An 18127-nucleotide genomic window follows, 5' to 3' on the forward strand; every position below is an offset into this window, starting at 1 on the left:
CATGGCGCCGGAACCGCCAGGGATAGGGATGCCGCTCAGTACCCCACAGGCTGCCACGGCCTGCCACTCAAAACCGTTAGCCACATCGACATATGCAACAGCGAAACGGGAGATCCACATATTGCCGCTCTGGTAAGGTTTCAGCGCGGCAACGGTGAGCGGGGCGCGATGTTGCGATTAATACAGTTCTAATGCGCTGGCGAGCGGGGTGACGCCGAAACGTTTACCCAGCGCGATCAGTTCTTCACGGCTGATGGTTTGCTTCATACCGCCCATCGACAACACTTTGACTAACACTTCGGCGGACTTCTCTGCGGTGTCGATCAGGCCGAACGCTTCATCCAGCGTCGGGCCGCTGCCAAACACGCCGTGGAACGGCCACAGGACCAGCGAATGTTTTTGCATTTCCTGTGCGGTGGCCTGGCCGATGTCGTCGGTGCCCGGCACCATCCACGGCAGAATGCCGACGCCGTCCGGGAACACCACCAGACACTCGGTACTGCCTTCCCACAGCTTGCGGGTGATGAGATCGGTGCTGTTTTCCAGCACGTAGGTCAGGGCGATCAGGTTGGTCGCGTGGCAGTGCATGATCACACGGTCTTTGCCATGGGTCGCGATGATGCGCTCGCAGTGGGAGAGGAAGTGCGCCGGCAGTTCAGAGGTCGGCACCGCCTCGTGGGTCAGTCCCCATAAAATGTGATAGCCCGCGCCGTCGCTATCGACTTTCACCACGCCTAAATTGGCTGCCGGGTCGAGCTGCACATTGCGGAAAAATTTACCGGAACCGGTCACGATAAACGGCGTGTTCGCCAACAGCGGCATTGGCTGGCTCAGGGCGATATAACGTGGCGCGGCGTGGAAGTCTGCGCTGAACGGCGCGATATCCGCCTCGTCGAGACGCAGCGTCAGGTTGCCGCCGTTGCGCTCGTCCCAGCCTTTCAGCCAGGCATCGGAGGTGGCTTTGATCATCCCCTGAACAAACCAGGAATCGGTAATGTTTTGCATAATATAGTGTACCTGTCTCATTATTTGCCCGATGGCGCAGGGCCGATCGGGCCTACGATTTGTCTTAACGACGTTGACTGAGGATCGCTTTCTCGTATGCGCGTACGTTTTCCAGCCACTGGCTACCGGCTGGCGTATCGTGACGCTGGCAGTACATTTCCCAAACCGCCTGCCACGGCAGTGATTTTTGTTCTTCCAGCAGCGCCAGACGCGCGGTGTAATCGCCGCTGGCTTCCAGCTGGCGCAGTTGTTCTGTTGGCTCCAGCAACGCGCGCAGCAGCGCTTTTTTCATGTTGCGGGTGCCAATAACCCATGCCGCGATGCGGTTGATGGAGGCGTCGAAGAAATCGAGACCGATGTGGACGCGGTCGAACAGATTGTGGCGTACGATCTCGCTGGCGATCGCCTGGGTCTCGTCGTCCAGCAGCACCACGTGGTCGCTGTCCCAACGGACCGGGCGGCTGACGTGCAGCAGCAGGCGCGGCACGTAAAGCATCGCGGCAGAGATCTTGTCGGAAATCACTTCAGTTGGATGGAAGTGGCCTGCGTCCAGGCACAGCGCGGTCTGGCGGCTGGTGGCATAGCCCATATAAAATTCGTTGGAGCCGACGGTGTAGCTTTCCGCGCCGATGCCAAACAGTTTGCTTTCCACGGCGTCGATGTGATGCGCCGGATCGAGTTTCTCGCTGATCACCTCGTCCAGTGCGTCCAGCAGACGCTGGCGCGGCGCTAAGCGGTCAACGGTAATGTCTTTCATGCCGTCCGGGATCCAGATATTCATCACCGACGGCGTGCCCAGTTGTTCGCCAAAGTAAGCGGAAACGCGGCGGCTGGCTTTGCAGTGATCGATCCAGAACTGACGGGTTTTGTCGTCGGCATGGGAAAGGGTGAAGCCGTCCGCGCTCAACGGATGCGAGAAGCAGGACGGGTTAAAGTCCAGCCCGAGCTGGTTCGCTTTTGCCCATTCCACCCAGTTTTTAAAGTGTTCCGGTTTTATCTGGTCGCGGGAAACCGGGGTCTCCGACTCCAGATAAATGGCGTGCAGGTTCAGGCGCTTCGACCCTGGGATCAGGCTCAGCGCTTGCTCAAGGTCGGCGCGAAGCTCCGTGGCGTTACGTGCTTTACCCGGGTAGTTGCCGGTGGCCTGAATGCCGCCGGTAAGCGATCCTTCCGGATTTTCAAAACCGGCTACGTCATCGCCCTGCCAGCAGTGCATGGATACCGGCAGACGATCGAGCTGGCGCAGCGCCTCCTCGACATCAATACCTACAGCGGCGAAGCGTTGTTTCGCCAGTTCCCAGGCTTGTTCCAGTTGAGTGGTCATGCGCAAAGCTCCTTTGTCTGTCGTTTTGCGTGAAATTGCGCGACATAGCGGGCAATTTCACTGTCAGGATGAGGGGTAAAAGTCGTCAGGTTATAGTTGGCGGTGACCACCTGGCGGAAGTCATCGACGTTGCTCAGTTCATCTAAGGTCATCAGTTGAATGCCGATATTACCGAGCGTAGAGGCTTCGATCGGACCGGCCATCACGCGGATGCCGCAGGCGTCGGCGCAGAGTTGGTTAAGCAGGGCGTTCTGGCAGCCGCCGCCGACGATGTGTAACTGGGTGAAGGCCTCGCCGCGCAGGGCCGCCAGTTCCTCAAGCACATCGGCGTACAGCAGCGCCAGGCTGTCGAAAATGCAGCGCGCCAGTTCCGCGTCGCTGACCGGTACCGGCTGTCCGGATTCGCGGCAGGCCGCCTGTATTTCCGCGCACATGTCGTCCGGGTTGATAAAGCGATCGTCGTTAGGGTTGATCAGGAAGCGGCAGGCTTTTAACGTCTGCGTTTCGGCGATCAGCGCAGGGAGATCGCCGACCTGACGTTCTTTCAGCACGCGCTGGAGCAGCCACAGCCCCATGATATTTTTCAGCACCCGGTAACGGCCTTCCGCGCCGCCTTCGTTGGTGATATTGGCCGCCAACGCCGCGTCGTTGGTGTACGGCGTACGGCTTTCAAAGCCCATTAACGACCAGGTTCCCGACGAGAGGTAGGCGCTATGGGTATCGGCCAGCGGAGAGGCGATCACCGCGCTGGCGGTGTCATGACTGGCGACGGCAACCACCGGAATTGCGTTCTTCTGCGGACAAATCCAGTAGCCAATGACATTGCCGGGATGCGTAGGGCGGCCAAACCAGGTTTTCTCCGCACCGGTCCAGGCCAGCAGGGTCTCATCCCAGTCGTCGCTGTTGATATTGACCAGTTGGGTGGTGGTGGCGTTGGTGTATTCCCAGTTCATTTCGCCGGTAAGACGATAGCTGAAGTAGTCAGGGATCAGCAGCGCGTGAGCCACCTGCGACACCAGTTCTGGCTGCTGTTCGACCAGCGCGCGCAGTTGGTAAAGCGTATTGAACGGTAGAAACTGGATCCCGCTACGCTGATAAATATCGCCTTTACCGATCTGCGCCTGCGCCAGCGGCATAATGCCGGTGGTGCGGCTGTCGCGGTAGGAGACCGGTAGCCCGACCCGCTGGCCCTGCTTATCCAGCAGGACATAGTCCACACCCCAGGTGTCGATGCCGATGCTGTCAATGCGGATGCCTTCATCGCAAACTTTCTCCAGCCCGAGGCGAATGGCGTCTTCAAGACTGTCGACGTCCCACGTATCAAAACCGTCCTGTTTTTGCAGGCAGTTTACGAAGCGGTGGATTTCACGCAGCGTCAGGGTGCGATGTTCACTGTCATAGCGCGCCAGCATTACGCGTCCGCTGGATGCGCCGAGATCGACAGCGACACAATGGCGAAAAGTCATAGCGAGGTCCTTCTGAGTTTCATTGCGCTCAGTCTAAAAAACCTCGTCATGGCTCACCTTCTTGTTACTGACAGCCATAATTAGCCGCTGGCAAGAAAGCAAAGATGAACGTGATAGCGTTCACAGTTTCCAGTTATACCGCCCCGTTTTCCTGATGTGATGTCGACCGCATTTCCGGATCTTTCCCGCCTTTTCTTGAAAAATTGACGCTGTTTGCTCAGTTTCGTGTCGAAAATTTAAGGTGAGGTTGATAACCCTTAATTACTATTTTGCCATGTTCATTTCATCCGGAAGGGATCATCATGACCGTACTGCACAGCGTGGATTTTTTCCCATCAGGTAAAGCGCCTGTCGCCATTGAGCCCCGGCTGCCACAGTCTGCCTTTCCGGAGCATCACCATGATTTTCATGAAATTGTGATTGTGGAACACGGCACAGGCATCCATGTGTTTAACGGACAGCCGTATACCATTAGCGGCGGCACCGTCTGTTTTGTTCGCGATCACGATCGGCACTTATATGAACACACCGATAACCTTTGCCTGACCAATGTGCTCTACCGTTCGCCCGATGCGTTCCAGTTTTTGTCCGGGCTGGATCAACTGCTGCCCCAGGAACAGGATGGGGCGTACCCTTCACACTGGCGGGTGAACCAAAGCGTGCTTCAACAGGTGCGCCACCTGGTGGCGCAGATGGAACAACGCGATGAAGAAATGGATCTCCCCACGCTGGCGAACCGCGAAATTGTGTTTATGCAACTGCTGGTATTACTGCGCAGAAGCAGTCTGATGGAAGGGGCGGAAAATAACGACGCGCGACTGAATCAACTGATGGCGTGGCTGGAAGACCATTTCGCCGAAGAAGTATGCTGGGAGGCGCTGGCTGACCGGTTCTCGCTGTCGCTGCGTACTCTGCATCGTCAGCTTAAGCAGCACACCGGGCTGACGCCCCAGCGCTATCTTAATCGTCTGCGTCTTATCAAAGCCCGCCACCTCCTGCGACACAGTGATGAAAGCGTAACGGACATCGCCTATCACTGCGGTTTCGGCGACAGTAACCACTTTTCGACGCTATTTCGACGCGAGTTTAACTGGTCGCCACGCGATATCCGTCAGGGGCGCGATGCGTTACTTCAGTAACGCGAATGCAGTCACCGTTTTTTGCTGCGAGATTTGTTAGTAATGATGCAATGATGAGGCCGGATAGCGACGCGTTAGCGTTCTATCCGGCCTGCGTGTCACGCTTTTTGTAGGCCGGGTAAGGCGGTAACCGTCATCCGGCAGGGAAGACTTTGGTGGCGAATCAGTTAGTCCTGTTAAAAAAAGACTTTTTTGCCGGTGATGAACAGGCTGTCGCCGTCGCCGATCGCTATCCGCAGAGCGTGTTTGCTGAACATACCCATGAATTCTGTGAACTGGTAATGGTGTGGCGTGGTAACGGGCTGCACGTGCTCAATGATCGTCCGTACCGGATTACGCGTGGCGATCTGTTTTACATTCGCGCGGAAGACAAGCACTCCTACACCTCGGTTAATGACCTCGTGCTGCAGAATATTATCTATTGCCCGGAGCGGCTTAAGCTGAACCTTGCCTGGGAGAGCGCCATTCCCGGTTTCAACGGTACGCCAAGACAGCCGCACTGGCGATTGGGCAGCGCCGGAATGACCCAGGCGCGCCAGGTGATTAACCAGCTTGAGCATGAAAGTCATCAGCACGATCCGCTGGTTAATGACATGGCGGAACTGTTATTCGGGCAACTGGTGATGACGTTGAAGCGTCACCGCTATGCTACCGACAACCTGCCAGCCACTTCCAGCGAAACCCTGCTTGATAAACTGATCACCGCGCTGGCGGGAAGCCTTGAGCGCCCGTTCGCGCTGGATGCATTTTGCGATCGGGAAGGGTGTAGCGAGCGCGTGCTGCGCCAGCAGTTCCGCAATCAGACCGGTATGACCATCAACCAGTATCAGCGCCAGGTGCGCGTCTGCCATGCGCAATATTTGCTTCAGCACAGCCGCCTGATGATCAGTGAAATTTCGATGCAGTGCGGGTTTGAGGACAGTAACTATTTTTCGGTGGTGTTCACCCGGGAAACCGGGATGACGCCCAGTCAGTGGCGTCATCTCAGTACTCAAACCGATTAACTGGCCATTCCCAGACCAACGATATTGGCGGCAATAATGATGACCACACAGCCCAGACTCAGGACGCCGACAGGACGACGTCCGGCGTTGTTCCACTCTTTCAGTACCAGTCCGACGATCCCGCCGCAGAGTACGTAGAAGCTCATGTGCAGCATCCAGCTAATGTAGTCGTACTGCGCCGGAATGCGCGCGTGGCCCCAGGCGTAAAAGAAGAACTGTAAGTACCACATCAGACCGCCCAGCGCGGAGAGCAGTATGTTGGAGACGATCAGCGGTTTTGCCAGCGAGAAGTCGGCTTTTATCGACAGATCTTTTACTTTTGCCAGACGAATAAAGCAGAAGCCAAGGTTAACCAGCGCGCCGCCGCCCATAATCACCACATAGCTTGGCAGAGCGACATACAGCGGGTCGACACCCAGCGCGGCAGCCGCTTCGTGCATCGGTTTTGCAGCGTTCATCGCAAAGGACATCCCGGCAGAGAAGATGCCGCACATCACTGCCAGCAACAGGCCTTTTTTCAGATTGAAATCCTCGGCCTTGATGCCCATTTTACGCTCTTTAAGCTGACCGGCGCGGGTGACGATCGCGACGCCAATCAGGGCCACCAGCACGCCCAGCAGCGTCATCCGCCCGCCTTCGGTGTTGATCAGCACGTCAAAATTGCCGTTGATGATAGGCGTCATCAGCGTACCGACAATCAGCGTGATGCCAATCGCGATACCAATGCCCATCGACATGCCGAGATAGCGCATTGTCAGGCCATAGTTGATGTTGCCGATACCCCACATGGCGCCGAACAGGAACACGGGCAGCAGAGTAGAAAGATTGAAGGAGCTGAAATAGGCCCAGAAGTCAGGCAACAACATGGCGCCGATGGTCCAGGGCAGGATCAGCCAGGAGACAATGCCTCCCACCGACCACATGGTTTCCCATGACCACTGTTTAACTTGTTTGAACGGGGCATAGAAACAGGCTGCACTGGCCGCACCTATCAAATGCCAAAAGATACCCATCGTAATCGCGTTACTCATCACGTCATCCTCATTGTTTTTATCGTCGGTTTTACCCATCCGACGTCATGAGTTTAAAAAGTGCGCAGATACATAACCTTTTAACGGTTGCCGCAGTCACGGCGTTGATGGCAATCAGGACGTTAACTGAGTGATTTGGCTCACATATCAGGTAAAGTGAGAAAAAAAGATATCCCTACAAAAACTACGGCATTGATAATCATTTTCAATATCATTTAATTAACTATAATGAACCAACTGCTTACGCGGCATTAACACCCAGCCGCTCGACAATAATGGAGATGATTATGAGTTATACACTGCCATCCCTGCCGTACGCTTACGATGCACTGGAACCGCACTTCGATAAGCAGACGATGGAAATCCACCATACCAAACACCACCAGACTTACGTTAACAACGCTAACGCAGCGCTGGAAAGCCTGCCGGAACTGGCCGCGCTGCCGGTTGAAGAACTGATTACGAAGCTGGATCAGGTGCCTGCGGACAAGAAAACTGTTCTGCGTAACAACGCGGGCGGCCATGCTAACCACAGCCTGTTCTGGAAAGGCCTGAAAAAAGGCACCACCTTGCAGGGCGACCTGAAAGCCGCTATCGAGCGCGACTTCGGTTCCGTTGACAACTTCAAAGCGGAATTCGAGAAAGCCGCTGCCACCCGTTTCGGCTCCGGCTGGGCGTGGCTGGTGCTGCAAGGCGATAAACTGGCTGTTGTTTCTACCGCCAACCAGGACTCCCCGCTGATGGGTGAAGCGATTTCTGGCGCATCCGGCTTCCCGATCCTGGGTCTGGACGTGTGGGAGCACGCTTACTACCTGAAATTCCAGAACCGCCGTCCGGACTACATCAAAGAGTTCTGGAACGTGGTGAACTGGGACGAAGCTGCGGCGCGTTTCGCGGCTAAAAAATAATTTGTCTGCCGGATGGCGCGGTGACGCCATCCGGTACGCATCAGCAGGCCCGGTGAGCGAGAGCGCCGACGGGCCTGTTTTTTTATCTGCCAAAAACGGTATCGATCGTCTGGCATTGTTGCGCATTCAGTTCCCCACCCGCGTTGCGCGACACGCCGGTGCAATAGCCAAACTTGCGCGATACCACTGTTTTAATGGTGGTGACAAAATCCTCGCCGATGGCGTAAATCGACATATAAACGCCGATCTTCTGCTGGATATCGCGCAGGATGGCGAGGTCGCCCGCCCTGAATGCCTCGCGCGCGCTGACAAACAACTCCGGCATTACGTTGTTCAGCCCGGAAATAATCCCCGCACCGCCTGCCAGCAGGTTAGGAATGTAATATTCGTCATAACCGGACAGTACCGCGAAATCATCGCGTACCGCGCGCGTCGCCTGGATCATGCTGCGGGTATGCGACTGACAGTCGACGGTATCTTTAATACCGGCGAAGTTCGGGAATTCGCCGGCGAGGGTTGCGACCAGCTCCGGCGTTAAATCGCAGCCGGTACGCGCCGGAAAGTTATAGGCGAACCATTTGCCGCTGAGCTGTTGCCCAAGCTGGCGAAAATAGCGCAATAGCTGGGTTGGCGTCTGGCCGTAGTAATACGGCGGCAAAACCATCACCGCGTCATAGCCTGTGAGATACGCTTCCTTCGCCATCAGCAGCACGTCCTGCGTACAGGTTGAGGAGACGTTAGCAACCATTTTTAGCGTGCTCATGGCGCGCGCCTCACGAATCAATAACAGACGCTCTTCTAACGAGAAGGAGGCGAATTCCCCGATACTGCCCATCAGTAAAATGACGTCGATTCTGGCCTCTGTCAGGCGGCTCAGGTGTTGCTTAAGCCCGTTGAGATCGATTTTGCCGTCATTATCCATTGGCGTAATGGAGGGGCACCAGACGCCAGCAAACTGCGTTTGACCTGTCACGTTGTTGACTCCTTATTCTGAAATGGCGTTTCAAAAGACCATTCATTGATAACATGTCTCTTACTGCATCATGTGAACCGTGCTCTCATTTTGCGCACCCGAGGTAAAATAATTATGGTTAAATAGAGCAAATTTATCGGGGAGAGGGACCAGATGCGCTATCCAGTAGAGGTATTTACCGGCAAGATTCAGGACTACGCGGGAAACCGCCCCAGTGCGATCGCCAAAATTCAGGTGGATGGCGAACTTAAGCTCACCGAACTCGGTCTGGAAGGCGACCAGCAGGCGGAAAAGAAAATCCACGGCGGGCCGGATCGCGCGCTGTGTCATTACCCCCGCGAGCATTACGGCTGGTGGGCGCGTGAATTCCCTATGCAGGCGGAGCGGTTCGTGGCTCCGGCATTTGGTGAAAATCTCTCAACCGAAGGACTCACCGAAGAGAACGTCTTTATTGGCGATATTTTTCGCTGGGGCGAGGCGCTGATCCAGGTTACGCAGCCGCGTTCGCCGTGTCATAAGCTTAACTTCCATTTCGGCATCAGCGATATGGCAAGCCAGATGCAAAACAGCGGTAAAACCGGCTGGCTGTGCAGCGTGATTGCCGCCGGGAACGTGTCGACGGACGCGCCGCTGGAGCTGGTCTCCCGTATTAGCGACGTGTCGGTGCAGGAAGCCATCGCGATTGCATGGCATATGCCGTTCGATGATGAGCAGTATCATCGTTTGCTGTCGGCGGCAGGGCTGTCGAAAAGCTGGACCAGAACAATGCAGAAACGCCGCCTGAGCGGCAAGATAGAAGATCAGTCGCGGCGTCTGCGCGGCTGAAACCTTTATCGCCATCCGGCAACGAAACGTGCCTGATGGCGTTGCTTAACAAGACCTACGGGCATACAAGGATGTGCAGGCCGGACAAGACGTTTTCGTCGCCGTCCGGCACGACAACGTGAGTTACGAACGCTTATACAGCGGCAGCCAGATCACCAGCCGTAGCCCGCCGAGCGGGCTGTCTTCGGCTTTCACCCAGCCACGGTGCTGTTGAATTGCAGTTTCAACAATCGCCAGCCCCAGTCCTGTTCCGCCAGATTCGCGATCGCGCGCTTCGTCTGTCCGGTAAAACGGCCGGAAGATTTGTTCCCGGTCTTCTGGGCTAACGCCCGGCCCGTCGTCATCCACCGTGATCGTAATGCCGTCTTTATCCACCGCGAAGCCAACTTCGATCTTCGTATGGGAATAGCGCAGCGCGTTACGAACAATATTTTCCAGTGCGCTTTCCAGCGCGTTCGGGTTGCCATACAGCGGCCAGGGTCCCGGCGGGAAGTTCACCGTGAACGATTTACCCATCTGCTCAGCTTCAAAGGCGGCGTTATCCAACACCTCACCCCACAGCTGATTTGCTTTCATCGTTTCGCTGACCAGCGCGTTTTTCTGCTGATTGCGCGACATCACTAACAGGTCGTTGATCATGCTATCCAGACGCTGTGCTTCGGTCTCGATGCGCTCAAGCTCTTTGCTTTCGCCGCTGCGGCGGCGCAACAGCGCGGTGCCCAACTGCAGGCGAGTGAGCGGCGTTCTCAGTTCATGCGAGATATCCGACAGCAGACGCTGTTGGGTGGTCATCATGCGTTCCAGCGCGGTCACCATCTGGTTGAAACTGGCCCCTGCTGCAAGGAATTCCTGCGGGCCAGCTTCCAGCTCCGGATGCTGACGCAGGTTACCCTGGGCCACCTCATCCGCCGCGTTTTTCAGCTTGCGGGCTGGTTTCGCCAGGCTCCAGGCCAGCCACAGCAGCAGTGGCGAACTCACCAGCATGGTGACAATCAACAACAACAATGGGCGGTCAAACAGCAGGTTAATAAAATCGGATTGGGAATTGCTGGCCGGCCGAATCAGGTAAAGCTGGTAGTTATCTTCGCCGTCTCTCACCGAGAACGGCCCTACCATCTCTACGCGACCATACTTTTTCTTCTGCGGATGATCGGCGTTATCCGCCTGACCAATGAAGTTACGAATGATCTGCATTTCACTGCGTTCTGCGCCGATCACCCGTCCTTCGGTGGTCACAAGCAATAACCGCTGTCCCGGCGGCGCCCACTTGTCTATCGCGCGGAACAAGCGACGCCACCACATCAAATCATTGGGTGGATCGTTCGCAAGTTCAGCTTCTACGTGTTGCTCTATCATCAACCCCTGACGCTGTTCGCTGTCCAGCAGCTCGGTCATTTGACGCGAGTCGAGCTTGGGCAACATCAGTACCAGCATCAACACCAGCGCCAGCGTCAACCAGAAGATGGCAAAGATGCGCGCGGTTAAGCTCCCTATCATGAAGCGGAGACCATCAGATAGCCGCGACCACGCAGGGTTTTAAACCACGGATGCCCGTCTTTACGTTCCGGCAGCTTGCGGCGCAGGTTCGAGATATGCATATCAATAGCGCGGTCGAAAGGCGTCAGGCGTTTACCCAGCACTTCCTGGCTTAAATGTTCACGCGAGACCACCTGCCCAAGATGCTGCGCCAGCAGGTAAAGCAGGGTGAATTCGGTGCCGGTGAGCTCCAGGGTCTGGCCGTCAAAGCTGGCCTCCTGGCGGCCCGGATTCAGGCTCAGCGCGTCGACTTCCAGCGTCGGCGAGCCGTTATCGCTGCTCTGCTGCTGTTCGCTCCAGTGTGAACGGCGCAGAATCGCGCGGATACGCGCAACCAGTTCGCGGTCGTTAAACGGTTTGGGTAAATAATCATCTGCGCCCAGCTCAAGGCCGAGAACGCGATCCAGTTCGCTGCCGCGGGCGGTCAGCATAATTACGGGGGTCTGGTGTGTCTGACGAAGCGCTTTCAGCGTATCGATACCGTTTTTCTTCGGCATCATCACATCAAGCAAAAGTAAATCGATGCTGTCGTCCAGAAGCTCCAGCGCCTGTTCCCCATCATGGGCAACCAGCACCGTGAAGCCTTCCATTTCGAGCAGTTCCTTTAAAAGGGATGTCAACTCTCGGTCATCATCAACTAACAGGATTTTATTCATTGTTTACGTACCTCCGAGGCAGAAATTACGACATCAAGCGCCGCTAATCCATGACTTTACGTTGTTTTACACCCCCTGACGCATGTTTGCAGCCCGAATCGTAGACTGTCTCTCGTTGAATCGCGACAGAAAAGATTTTGGGAGCAAGTGATGCGCAAAGTTACCGCTGCCGTCATGGCCTCAACGCTGGCACTCAGTACATTGAGCCATGCTGCTGAAGTCGTTACAGGCGATAACTGGCACCCGGGCGAACCTTCGGCGCCGCGCACTGTACAAAGCCATATGTTTGACGGCATAAGTTTAACCGAACATCAACGTCAACAGATGCGAGATCTGATGCAACAGGCCCGGCACGAACAGCCTCCTGTTAATGTTAGCGAAATGGAGACAATGCATCGCCTTGTCACCGCAGAAAAATTTGATGAAAACGCTGTACGCGCTCAGGCAGAAAAAATGGCGCAGGCCCAGGTTGCCCGACAGGTCGAAATGGCTAAAGTCCGCAATCAGATGTATCGCCTGCTTACGCCCGAGCAACAAGCGGTTTTAAACGAGAAACATCAACAACGAATGGAGCAGTTGCGCGACGTGACGCAATGGCAAAAAAGTTCATCGTTGAAGTTATTGAGTAGTAGCAACTCACGTTCCCAGTAACAAACCCTGTTTTCCTTGCCATAGACACCATCCCTGTCTTCCCCCACATGATGTGGGGGTTTTTTTTGCCTGAAAATTGTCATCGTCATATTCCATTACTGTTTATCGCCTTCCGTTATACTACCGGCATGTAAAGGCAGGAGTGTTTATGAATCAATCTTATGGGCGGTTAGTCAGCCGGGCCGCGATCGCCGCGACGGTGATGGCATCGCTGTTACTTTTGATCAAAATTTTTGCGTGGTGGTACACCGGGTCAGTAAGTATTCTGGCTGCGCTTGTCGATTCGCTGGTGGATATCGCCGCGTCGCTCACCAACCTGTTAGTGGTGCGCTATTCGCTGCAACCGGCGGACGATGAACACACATTTGGACACGGAAAAGCGGAATCGCTGGCCGCGCTGGCGCAAAGCATGTTTATTTCCGGTTCGGCGCTGTTTCTGTTTTTGACCGGCATTCAGCATCTGATCACGCCTACGCCAATGAATGAGCCCGGCGTAGGGGTAATCGTGACGATTATCGCCCTGATATCGACGATTATGCTGGTCACGTTTCAGCGCTGGGTGGTGAAACGGACGCAAAGCCAGGCGGTGCGGGCGGATATGCTTCATTATCAGTCTGATGTTATGATGAACGGCGCTATTCTCGTGGCGCTCGGGCTTGCCTGGTACGGTTGGCATCGTGCGGATGCGTTGTTTGCATTAGGGATTGGCATCTATATTTTATATAGCGCCTTACGTATGGGCTATGATGCAGTGCAGTCGTTGCTGGATCGCGCCTTACCCGATGATGAACGTCAGGAAATTATTGAAATCGTGACCTCCTGGCCGGGCGTCAGCGGTGCTCACGATCTACGAACGCGGCAGTCAGGGCCGACCCGCTTTATTCAGATTCATTTGGAAATGGAAGATAATCTCCCGCTCGTTCAGGCGCATTTGGTGGCTGAACAGGTAGAGCAGGCGATTTTGCGGCGTTTTCCAGGGTCGGATGTGATTATTCATCAGGATCCCTGTTCTGTCGTCCCCAGGGAAGGCAAACGGTTTGAGCTTTCGTAAGTGTTGGTAAAAAAAGAGAGCCAGGCCCGCATTTTGTGTATAAATTACCGCCATTTGGCCTGACCTGAATCAATTCAGCAGGGAGCGATTGTTATACTATTTGCATATTCGTTGGATCGTCTCGATGTGCAGAATCGACTTCCGGCAACAGATTTCAATTTGCATTCCAAAGTTCAGAGGTAGTCATGATTAAGAAAATCGGTGTGTTGACAAGCGGCGGTGATGCGCCGGGCATGAACGCAGCAATCCGTGGTGTGGTGCGCGCAGCACTGACGGAAGGACTGGAAGTCATGGGCATTTATGATGGCTACCTGGGTCTGTATGAAGACCGCATGGTGCAGCTTGACCGTTACAGCGTGTCCGACATGATCAACCGTGGCGGTACTTTCCTGGGCTCCGCGCGCTTCCCGGAATTCCGTGACGAAAACATCCGCGCCGTGGCTATCGAAAACCTGAAAAAACGGGGTATCGACGCGCTGGTGGTTATCGGCGGCGACGGTTCCTACATGGGGGCGAAACGCCTGACTGAAATGGGTTTCCCGTGCATCGGTCTGCCGGGCACTATCGATAACGATATCAAAGGCACCGACTATACCATTGGTTATTTCACCGCTCTGGGTACCGTGGTAGAAGCCATTGACCGTCTGCGCGACACCTCGTCTTCCCACCAGCGTATCTCCATCGTTGAAGTGATGGGCCGTTACTGCGGCGACCTGACGCTGGCAGCGGCTATTGCCGGTGGCTGCGAATTTGTGGTGGTGCCGGAAGTGGAATTCAGCCGTGACGATCTGGTTGCTGAGATCAAAGCCGGTATCGCGAAAGGTAAAAAACACGCCATCGTCGCGATCACTGAGCATATGTGTGATGTCGATGAACTGGCGCATTACATCGAGAAAGAGACAGGCCGTGAAACCCGTGCAACCGTTCTGGGCCACATTCAGCGTGGGGGGTCGCCGGTGCCTTATGACCGGATCCTGGCTTCCCGCATGGGCGCGTACGCCATTGAGCTGCTGCTGGAAGGCTTTGGCGGTCGTTGCGTTGGCATTCAGAACGAAAAACTGGTGCACCATGACATCATCGACGCCATTGAGAACATGAAGCGTCCGTTTAAAGGTGACTGGCTGGACTGCGCGAAGAAACTGTACTAACGCGTGTACCGCAGACTGCCGGCTGGCAGTCTGCGTTGATCAGACAAATTCCCCGTTTTTCATATTCCCCCCAGTTATAGCCAATCTTTTTTTATTCTTTAATGTTTGAATACCTTTCTGGCACGCTTTCTTCATCACAACACAACATAAGAGAGTTGGGCGATGAACAAATGGGGCGTGGGGTTAACATTATTGCTGGCATCGACCAGCGTTCTGGCAAAGGATATTCAGTTACTTAACGTGTCTTATGATCCAACCCGTGAGCTGTACGAGCAGTACAATAAAGCGTTTAGCGCCCACTGGAAGCAGGAGACGGGCGATAGTGTGGTGATCCGCCAGTCTCACGGTGGTTCCGGCAAACAGGCCACGTCGGTGATAAACGGTATCGAAGCCGATGTGGTGACGCTGGCGCTGGCCTATGACGTTGATGCTATTGCCGAACGGGGCCGCATTGATAAAAACTGGATCAAACGCATGCCGGACAACTCTGCACCGTATACCTCCACCATTGTTTTCCTTGTCCGTAAAGGCAACCCCAAACAAATCCGTGACTGGAACGATCTGGTCAAGCCGGGCGTTTCGGTGATTACCCCAAATCCAAAAAGCTCTGGCGGGGCGCGCTGGAACTATCTGGCGGCCTGGGGCTACGCGCTGCATCACAACAATAACGACCAGGCCAAAGCCCAGGCGTTCGTGAAAGCGCTGTATAAAAACGTGGAAGTGCTGGATTCCGGCGCACGCGGTTCAACTAACACCTTCGTTGAGCGCGGCATTGGCGACGTACTGATCGCCTGGGAGAACGAAGCGTTGCTGGCTGCCAACGAACTGGGCAAAGATAAATTCGAAATTGTGACGCCTGGCGAATCGATCCTCGCCGAACCGACCGTCTCCATCGTCGACAAAGTGGTGGATAAAAAGGGAACACAGACGGTCGCGGAAGCTTACCTGAAATACCTGTACTCGCCGGAAGGCCAGGTGATCGCCGCGAAAAACTACTACCGTCCGCGCGATGCGGAGGTGGCGAAGAAATATGAAAATGTCTTTCCGAAGCTAAAGCTGTTTACCATTGATGACGTCTTCGGCGGCTGGACGAAAGCGCAGAAAGACCATTTCTCGAATGGCGGCACGTTCGATCAGATCAGTAAACGTTAATCTGCGTGTTGAGCACCGGCCCGGGGCAATTGCCGCCGGGCTTTTTTATTTGTCATCATTTTGCGTTACTCTTGCAGGTCGTTTAGATACAGGGAACGCGTCATGAAAAAAATCGTTTATGGATTGCTGGTACTGCTGGTGTTTGTTGCCGCTGCGGGTGTGGGTTACTGGAAATTTATGCGTAATCCTGACGCATTACGCGACATCGTTTTTGAGCAATGCCTGCCAAACCAACTGCAGCGGCAAAATCCGGCGCCGTGTGCCGAAGTAAAACCCGATGCCGGTTACGTGGTGTTCAAAGACCGCAACGGTCCGCTGCAATATCTCCTGATGCCAACGTATCGCATCAACGGTACAGAAAGTCCGTTACTGACCGAGCCGTACACGCCCAATTTTTTCTGGCTGGCCTGGCAGGCGCGCAGCTTTATGAGCCAGAAGTACGGTAAGGAGATACCGGACAGCGCCGTTTCCTTGACGATAAACTCACGTACCGGGCGGACACAGAACCATTTCCACATCCATATCTCCTGCCTGCGTCCCGATGTTCGCGCGCAGTTGGACGCAAATCTCGCGAATGTCAGTTCCCGCTGGCTCCCCCTGCCAGGCGGATTGCGCGGACATGTGTATCTGGCGCGTCGTGTGACCGAAAGCGAACTGGCGCAGCGTAGTCCGTTTATGATGCTGGCGGAAGAAGTGCCGGACGCGCGTGACCATATGGGAAGCTATGCGTTGGCGATGGCTCGCCAGAGTGATAACGCGTTTGTTTTACTGGCGACGCAACGCAATCTGCTCACGCTGAACCGTGCCTCGGCAGAGGAAATTCAGGATCATCAGTGTGATATTCTCCGCTAGCCCCTGCTAATCTGTCATTTACTCGACCTGCCTGTCCCCGTATTCTTGATGAAAAAAACGACAGGAGACAGGCATGTCGCTCTGGCTTTCGCATCCCCTTTTTCTTCCTTCGCTGGTGATTGGCATCACCATTCTGCTCTGGGCAACCTCGCTGTTGCCGGAGTTCATCACCGCACTGCTGTTCTTTACCGTGGCGATGATGGCAAAGATCGCGCCGCCGGACGTCATCTTCGGTGGTTTTGCTTCGTCGGCGTTCTGGCTGGTGTTCAGCGGTTTTGTACTTGGCGTGGCGATCCGGAAAACGGGACTGGCAGACCGGGCGGCGAGGGCACTGTCTTCAAGATTGACCGACTCCTGGCCGCTAATGGTGGCGAGCGTGGTGCTACTGAGCTACGCGCTGGCCTTTGTGATGCCGTCTAACATGGGGCGCATCGCACTGTTGATGCCTGTCGTCGCGGCGATGGCGAAGCGTGCCGGAATTAAGGACGGAACCCGCGCATGGTACGGCCTGGCGCTTGCTGTCGGTTTCGGCACTTTCCAGCTTTCTGCCACGATACTACCGGCTAACGTGCCGAATCTGGTGATGAGCGGCGCGGCGGAAGGCGCATACGGCATCCATCTCAATTATCTCCCCTATCTGCTTCTGCACACGCCGGTATTGGGCTGGTTGAAAGGCGCTTTGCTCATTGTACTGATCTGCGGGTTATTTCCAGGCAAGCCTCAGGCGCCGCGCGAATTAACGCCGCCTGAGCCGATGAGTCGCGCCGAAAAACGGTTGGCCTGGATGTTAGCGGTGGTGCTGGTGATGTGGGTTAGTGAGAGCTGGCACGGTATTGGTCCTGCATGGACCGGGCTGGTGGCGGCGGTGATAACCTTGCTGCCGCGTATCGGTTTTATCAGCGGAGACGAGTTTGCCTCGGGCGTGAACTTCCGTACCTGCCTGTACGTTGCAGGCATACTTGGGCTGGCGATGACCGTCACGCAAACGGGGATTGGCGATGCGGTGGGTGAGGCGCTCCTGCACGTCATGCCGCTCGATCCGCAGGCGCCGTTTACCAGCTTCCTCGCATTGACCGGCATTACCACCGCGCTCAACTTCATTATGACCGCTAATGGTGTCCCGGCGCTTTACACCACACTGGCGCAGAGTTTCTCTGAGGCCACCGGTTTTCCGCTTCTGTCGGTGATTATGATTCAGGTACTGGGTTATTCCACTCCGCTGTTGCCGTATCAGGCGTCACCGATAGTGGTGGCGATGGCGTTAGGGAAGGTACCGGCAAGGGCAGGCATGTTGCTATGTATCGCACTGGCGCTGGCAACTTATTTTGTGCTGCTCCCATTGGATTACGCCTGGTTCAGCGTGCTGGGGAAATTATAGTTTCATTATGGTGTTAATTTTTTGTTTT

General features: G+C 55.2%; 17 protein-coding genes and 1 pseudogene. 10 read left to right on the plus strand and 8 right to left on the minus strand.

Annotated elements, in window-relative coordinates:
• The 4 genes and pseudogenes from APU02_RS26340 to rhaB form a co-directional block, all read right to left on the minus strand.
• A pseudogene (locus tag APU02_RS26340) lies at nucleotides 1-126 on the minus strand (ABC transporter permease); the annotation flags it as partial.
• 51 nt (nucleotides 127-177) lie between these two features.
• The gene (gene rhaD / locus APU02_RS19540) at nucleotides 178-1005 is read right to left on the minus strand and encodes a rhamnulose-1-phosphate aldolase (protein ID WP_060570991.1); all 828 of its coding nucleotides are present in this window, start codon (nucleotides 1003-1005) and stop codon (nucleotides 178-180) included.
• A gap of 64 nt (nucleotides 1006-1069) precedes the next feature.
• Nucleotides 1070-2329 (minus strand): L-rhamnose isomerase, encoded by a 1260-nt coding sequence (gene rhaA / locus APU02_RS19545; RefSeq protein ID WP_060570992.1) that lies wholly within the window; start codon nucleotides 2327-2329, stop codon nucleotides 1070-1072.
• Nucleotides 2326-3795 carry a rhamnulokinase gene (gene rhaB / locus APU02_RS19550; protein WP_060570993.1) on the minus strand — a complete coding sequence of 490 codons (1470 nt, stop codon included), beginning with the start codon at nucleotides 3793-3795 and terminating at the stop codon, nucleotides 2326-2328. The genes rhaA and rhaB overlap by 4 nt, the downstream gene beginning before the upstream one ends.
• Before the next feature lie 302 nt (nucleotides 3796-4097).
• On the opposite strand from rhaB, the gene rhaS reads away from it, so the two are divergent.
• Nucleotides 4098-4934 carry an HTH-type transcriptional activator RhaS gene (gene rhaS / locus APU02_RS19555; protein WP_060570994.1) on the plus strand — a complete coding sequence of 279 codons (837 nt, stop codon included), beginning with the start codon at nucleotides 4098-4100 and terminating at the stop codon, nucleotides 4932-4934.
• Between the two features lie 155 nt (nucleotides 4935-5089).
• Nucleotides 5090-5938 (plus strand): HTH-type transcriptional activator RhaR, encoded by an 849-nt coding sequence (gene rhaR / locus APU02_RS19560; RefSeq protein ID WP_042292682.1) that lies wholly within the window; start codon nucleotides 5090-5092, stop codon nucleotides 5936-5938.
• Here rhaR and rhaT read toward each other — a convergent pair.
• Entirely contained in the window at nucleotides 5935-6969 is a 1035-nt protein-coding gene (gene rhaT / locus APU02_RS19565; protein ID WP_060571023.1) for an L-rhamnose/proton symporter RhaT, read from the minus strand. The genes rhaR and rhaT overlap by 4 nt on opposite strands.
• 287 nt (nucleotides 6970-7256) lie before the next feature.
• Between rhaT and sodA the strand changes: the two genes are divergently transcribed.
• Nucleotides 7257-7877, plus strand: coding sequence for a superoxide dismutase [Mn] (gene sodA, locus APU02_RS19570; RefSeq protein ID WP_042292530.1), 621 nt, complete (start codon nucleotides 7257-7259; stop codon nucleotides 7875-7877).
• An 82-nt stretch (nucleotides 7878-7959) separates the two neighbouring features.
• Here the strand turns inward: sodA and APU02_RS19575 are convergent, their stop codons facing one another.
• Nucleotides 7960-8850, minus strand: coding sequence for a dihydrodipicolinate synthase family protein (locus tag APU02_RS19575; RefSeq protein ID WP_060570995.1), 891 nt, complete (start codon nucleotides 8848-8850; stop codon nucleotides 7960-7962).
• Nucleotides 8851-9003: 153 nt separating this feature from the next.
• Here APU02_RS19575 and yiiM point away from each other — a divergent pair, with 153 nt between their 5' ends.
• The gene (gene yiiM, locus APU02_RS19580; RefSeq protein WP_060570996.1) at nucleotides 9004-9675 is read left to right on the plus strand and encodes a 6-hydroxyaminopurine reductase; all 672 of its coding nucleotides are present in this window, start codon (nucleotides 9004-9006) and stop codon (nucleotides 9673-9675) included.
• Nucleotides 9676-9798: 123 nt separating this feature from the next.
• Here the strand turns inward: yiiM and cpxA are convergent, their stop codons facing one another.
• Complete coding sequence (gene cpxA / locus APU02_RS19585) at nucleotides 9799-11172, minus strand: envelope stress sensor histidine kinase CpxA (protein ID WP_042292539.1); 1374 nt, start codon at nucleotides 11170-11172, stop codon at nucleotides 9799-9801.
• Nucleotides 11169-11867, minus strand: a complete 699-nt coding sequence (gene cpxR, locus APU02_RS19590; RefSeq protein ID WP_042292540.1) for an envelope stress response regulator transcription factor CpxR — start codon at nucleotides 11865-11867, stop codon at nucleotides 11169-11171. The genes cpxA and cpxR overlap by 4 nt, the downstream gene beginning before the upstream one ends.
• Before the next feature lie 150 nt (nucleotides 11868-12017).
• Between cpxR and cpxP the strand changes: the two genes are divergently transcribed.
• From cpxP to APU02_RS19620, 6 genes are all read left to right on the plus strand, one after another.
• Nucleotides 12018-12518, plus strand: coding sequence for a cell-envelope stress modulator CpxP (gene cpxP, locus APU02_RS19595; RefSeq protein ID WP_042292543.1), 501 nt, complete (start codon nucleotides 12018-12020; stop codon nucleotides 12516-12518).
• A gap of 148 nt (nucleotides 12519-12666) precedes the next feature.
• Nucleotides 12667-13569 carry a CDF family cation-efflux transporter FieF gene (fieF, locus tag APU02_RS19600; protein ID WP_042292546.1) on the plus strand — a complete coding sequence of 301 codons (903 nt, stop codon included), beginning with the start codon at nucleotides 12667-12669 and terminating at the stop codon, nucleotides 13567-13569.
• A 185-nt stretch (nucleotides 13570-13754) separates the two neighbouring features.
• Entirely contained in the window at nucleotides 13755-14717 is a 963-nt protein-coding gene (pfkA, locus tag APU02_RS19605) for a 6-phosphofructokinase (protein ID WP_042292548.1), read from the plus strand.
• 162 nt (nucleotides 14718-14879) lie between these two features.
• Entirely contained in the window at nucleotides 14880-15869 is a 990-nt protein-coding gene (locus tag APU02_RS19610; protein WP_060570997.1) for a sulfate ABC transporter substrate-binding protein, read from the plus strand.
• A 102-nt stretch (nucleotides 15870-15971) separates the two neighbouring features.
• Nucleotides 15972-16721 (plus strand): CDP-diacylglycerol diphosphatase, encoded by a 750-nt coding sequence (locus APU02_RS19615; RefSeq protein WP_060570998.1) that lies wholly within the window; start codon nucleotides 15972-15974, stop codon nucleotides 16719-16721.
• Between the two features lie 73 nt (nucleotides 16722-16794).
• Entirely contained in the window at nucleotides 16795-18099 is a 1305-nt protein-coding gene (locus tag APU02_RS19620) for an SLC13 family permease (protein WP_060570999.1), read from the plus strand.
• Nucleotides 18100-18127: the final 28 nt, after the last annotated feature.

Origin of the sequence: Citrobacter sp. 50677481, assembly GCF_001463265.1 — a bacterium.
GTDB classification, from domain to species: Bacteria; Pseudomonadota; Gammaproteobacteria; order Enterobacterales; family Enterobacteriaceae; genus Citrobacter_A; species Citrobacter_A sedlakii.

Bases quoted from the DNA above. Each gene is read 5' to 3' on its own strand.
- rhaD (WP_060570991.1), bottom strand. From the start codon at position 1,005: ATGCAAAACATTACCGATTCCTGGTTTGTTCAGGGGATGATCAAAGCC.
- rhaA (WP_060570992.1), bottom strand. From the start codon at position 2,329: ATGACCACTCAACTGGAACAAGCCTGGGAACTGGCGAAACAACGCTTC.
- rhaB (WP_060570993.1), bottom strand. From the start codon at position 3,795: ATGACTTTTCGCCATTGTGTCGCTGTCGATCTCGGCGCATCCAGCGGA.
- rhaS (WP_060570994.1), top strand. From the start codon at position 4,098: ATGACCGTACTGCACAGCGTGGATTTTTTCCCATCAGGTAAAGCGCCT.
- rhaT (WP_060571023.1), bottom strand. From the start codon at position 6,969: ATGAGTAACGCGATTACGATGGGTATCTTTTGGCATTTGATAGGTGCG.
- sodA (WP_042292530.1), top strand. From the start codon at position 7,257: ATGAGTTATACACTGCCATCCCTGCCGTACGCTTACGATGCACTGGAA.
- yiiM (WP_060570996.1), top strand. From the start codon at position 9,004: ATGCGCTATCCAGTAGAGGTATTTACCGGCAAGATTCAGGACTACGCG.
- cpxA (WP_042292539.1), bottom strand. From the start codon at position 11,172: ATGATAGGGAGCTTAACCGCGCGCATCTTTGCCATCTTCTGGTTGACG.
- cpxR (WP_042292540.1), bottom strand. From the start codon at position 11,867: ATGAATAAAATCCTGTTAGTTGATGATGACCGAGAGTTGACATCCCTT.
- cpxP (WP_042292543.1), top strand. From the start codon at position 12,018: ATGCGCAAAGTTACCGCTGCCGTCATGGCCTCAACGCTGGCACTCAGT.
- fieF (WP_042292546.1), top strand. From the start codon at position 12,667: ATGAATCAATCTTATGGGCGGTTAGTCAGCCGGGCCGCGATCGCCGCG.
- pfkA (WP_042292548.1), top strand. From the start codon at position 13,755: ATGATTAAGAAAATCGGTGTGTTGACAAGCGGCGGTGATGCGCCGGGC.
- APU02_RS19610 (WP_060570997.1), top strand. From the start codon at position 14,880: ATGAACAAATGGGGCGTGGGGTTAACATTATTGCTGGCATCGACCAGC.
- APU02_RS19615 (WP_060570998.1), top strand. From the start codon at position 15,972: ATGAAAAAAATCGTTTATGGATTGCTGGTACTGCTGGTGTTTGTTGCC.
- APU02_RS19620 (WP_060570999.1), top strand. From the start codon at position 16,795: ATGTCGCTCTGGCTTTCGCATCCCCTTTTTCTTCCTTCGCTGGTGATT.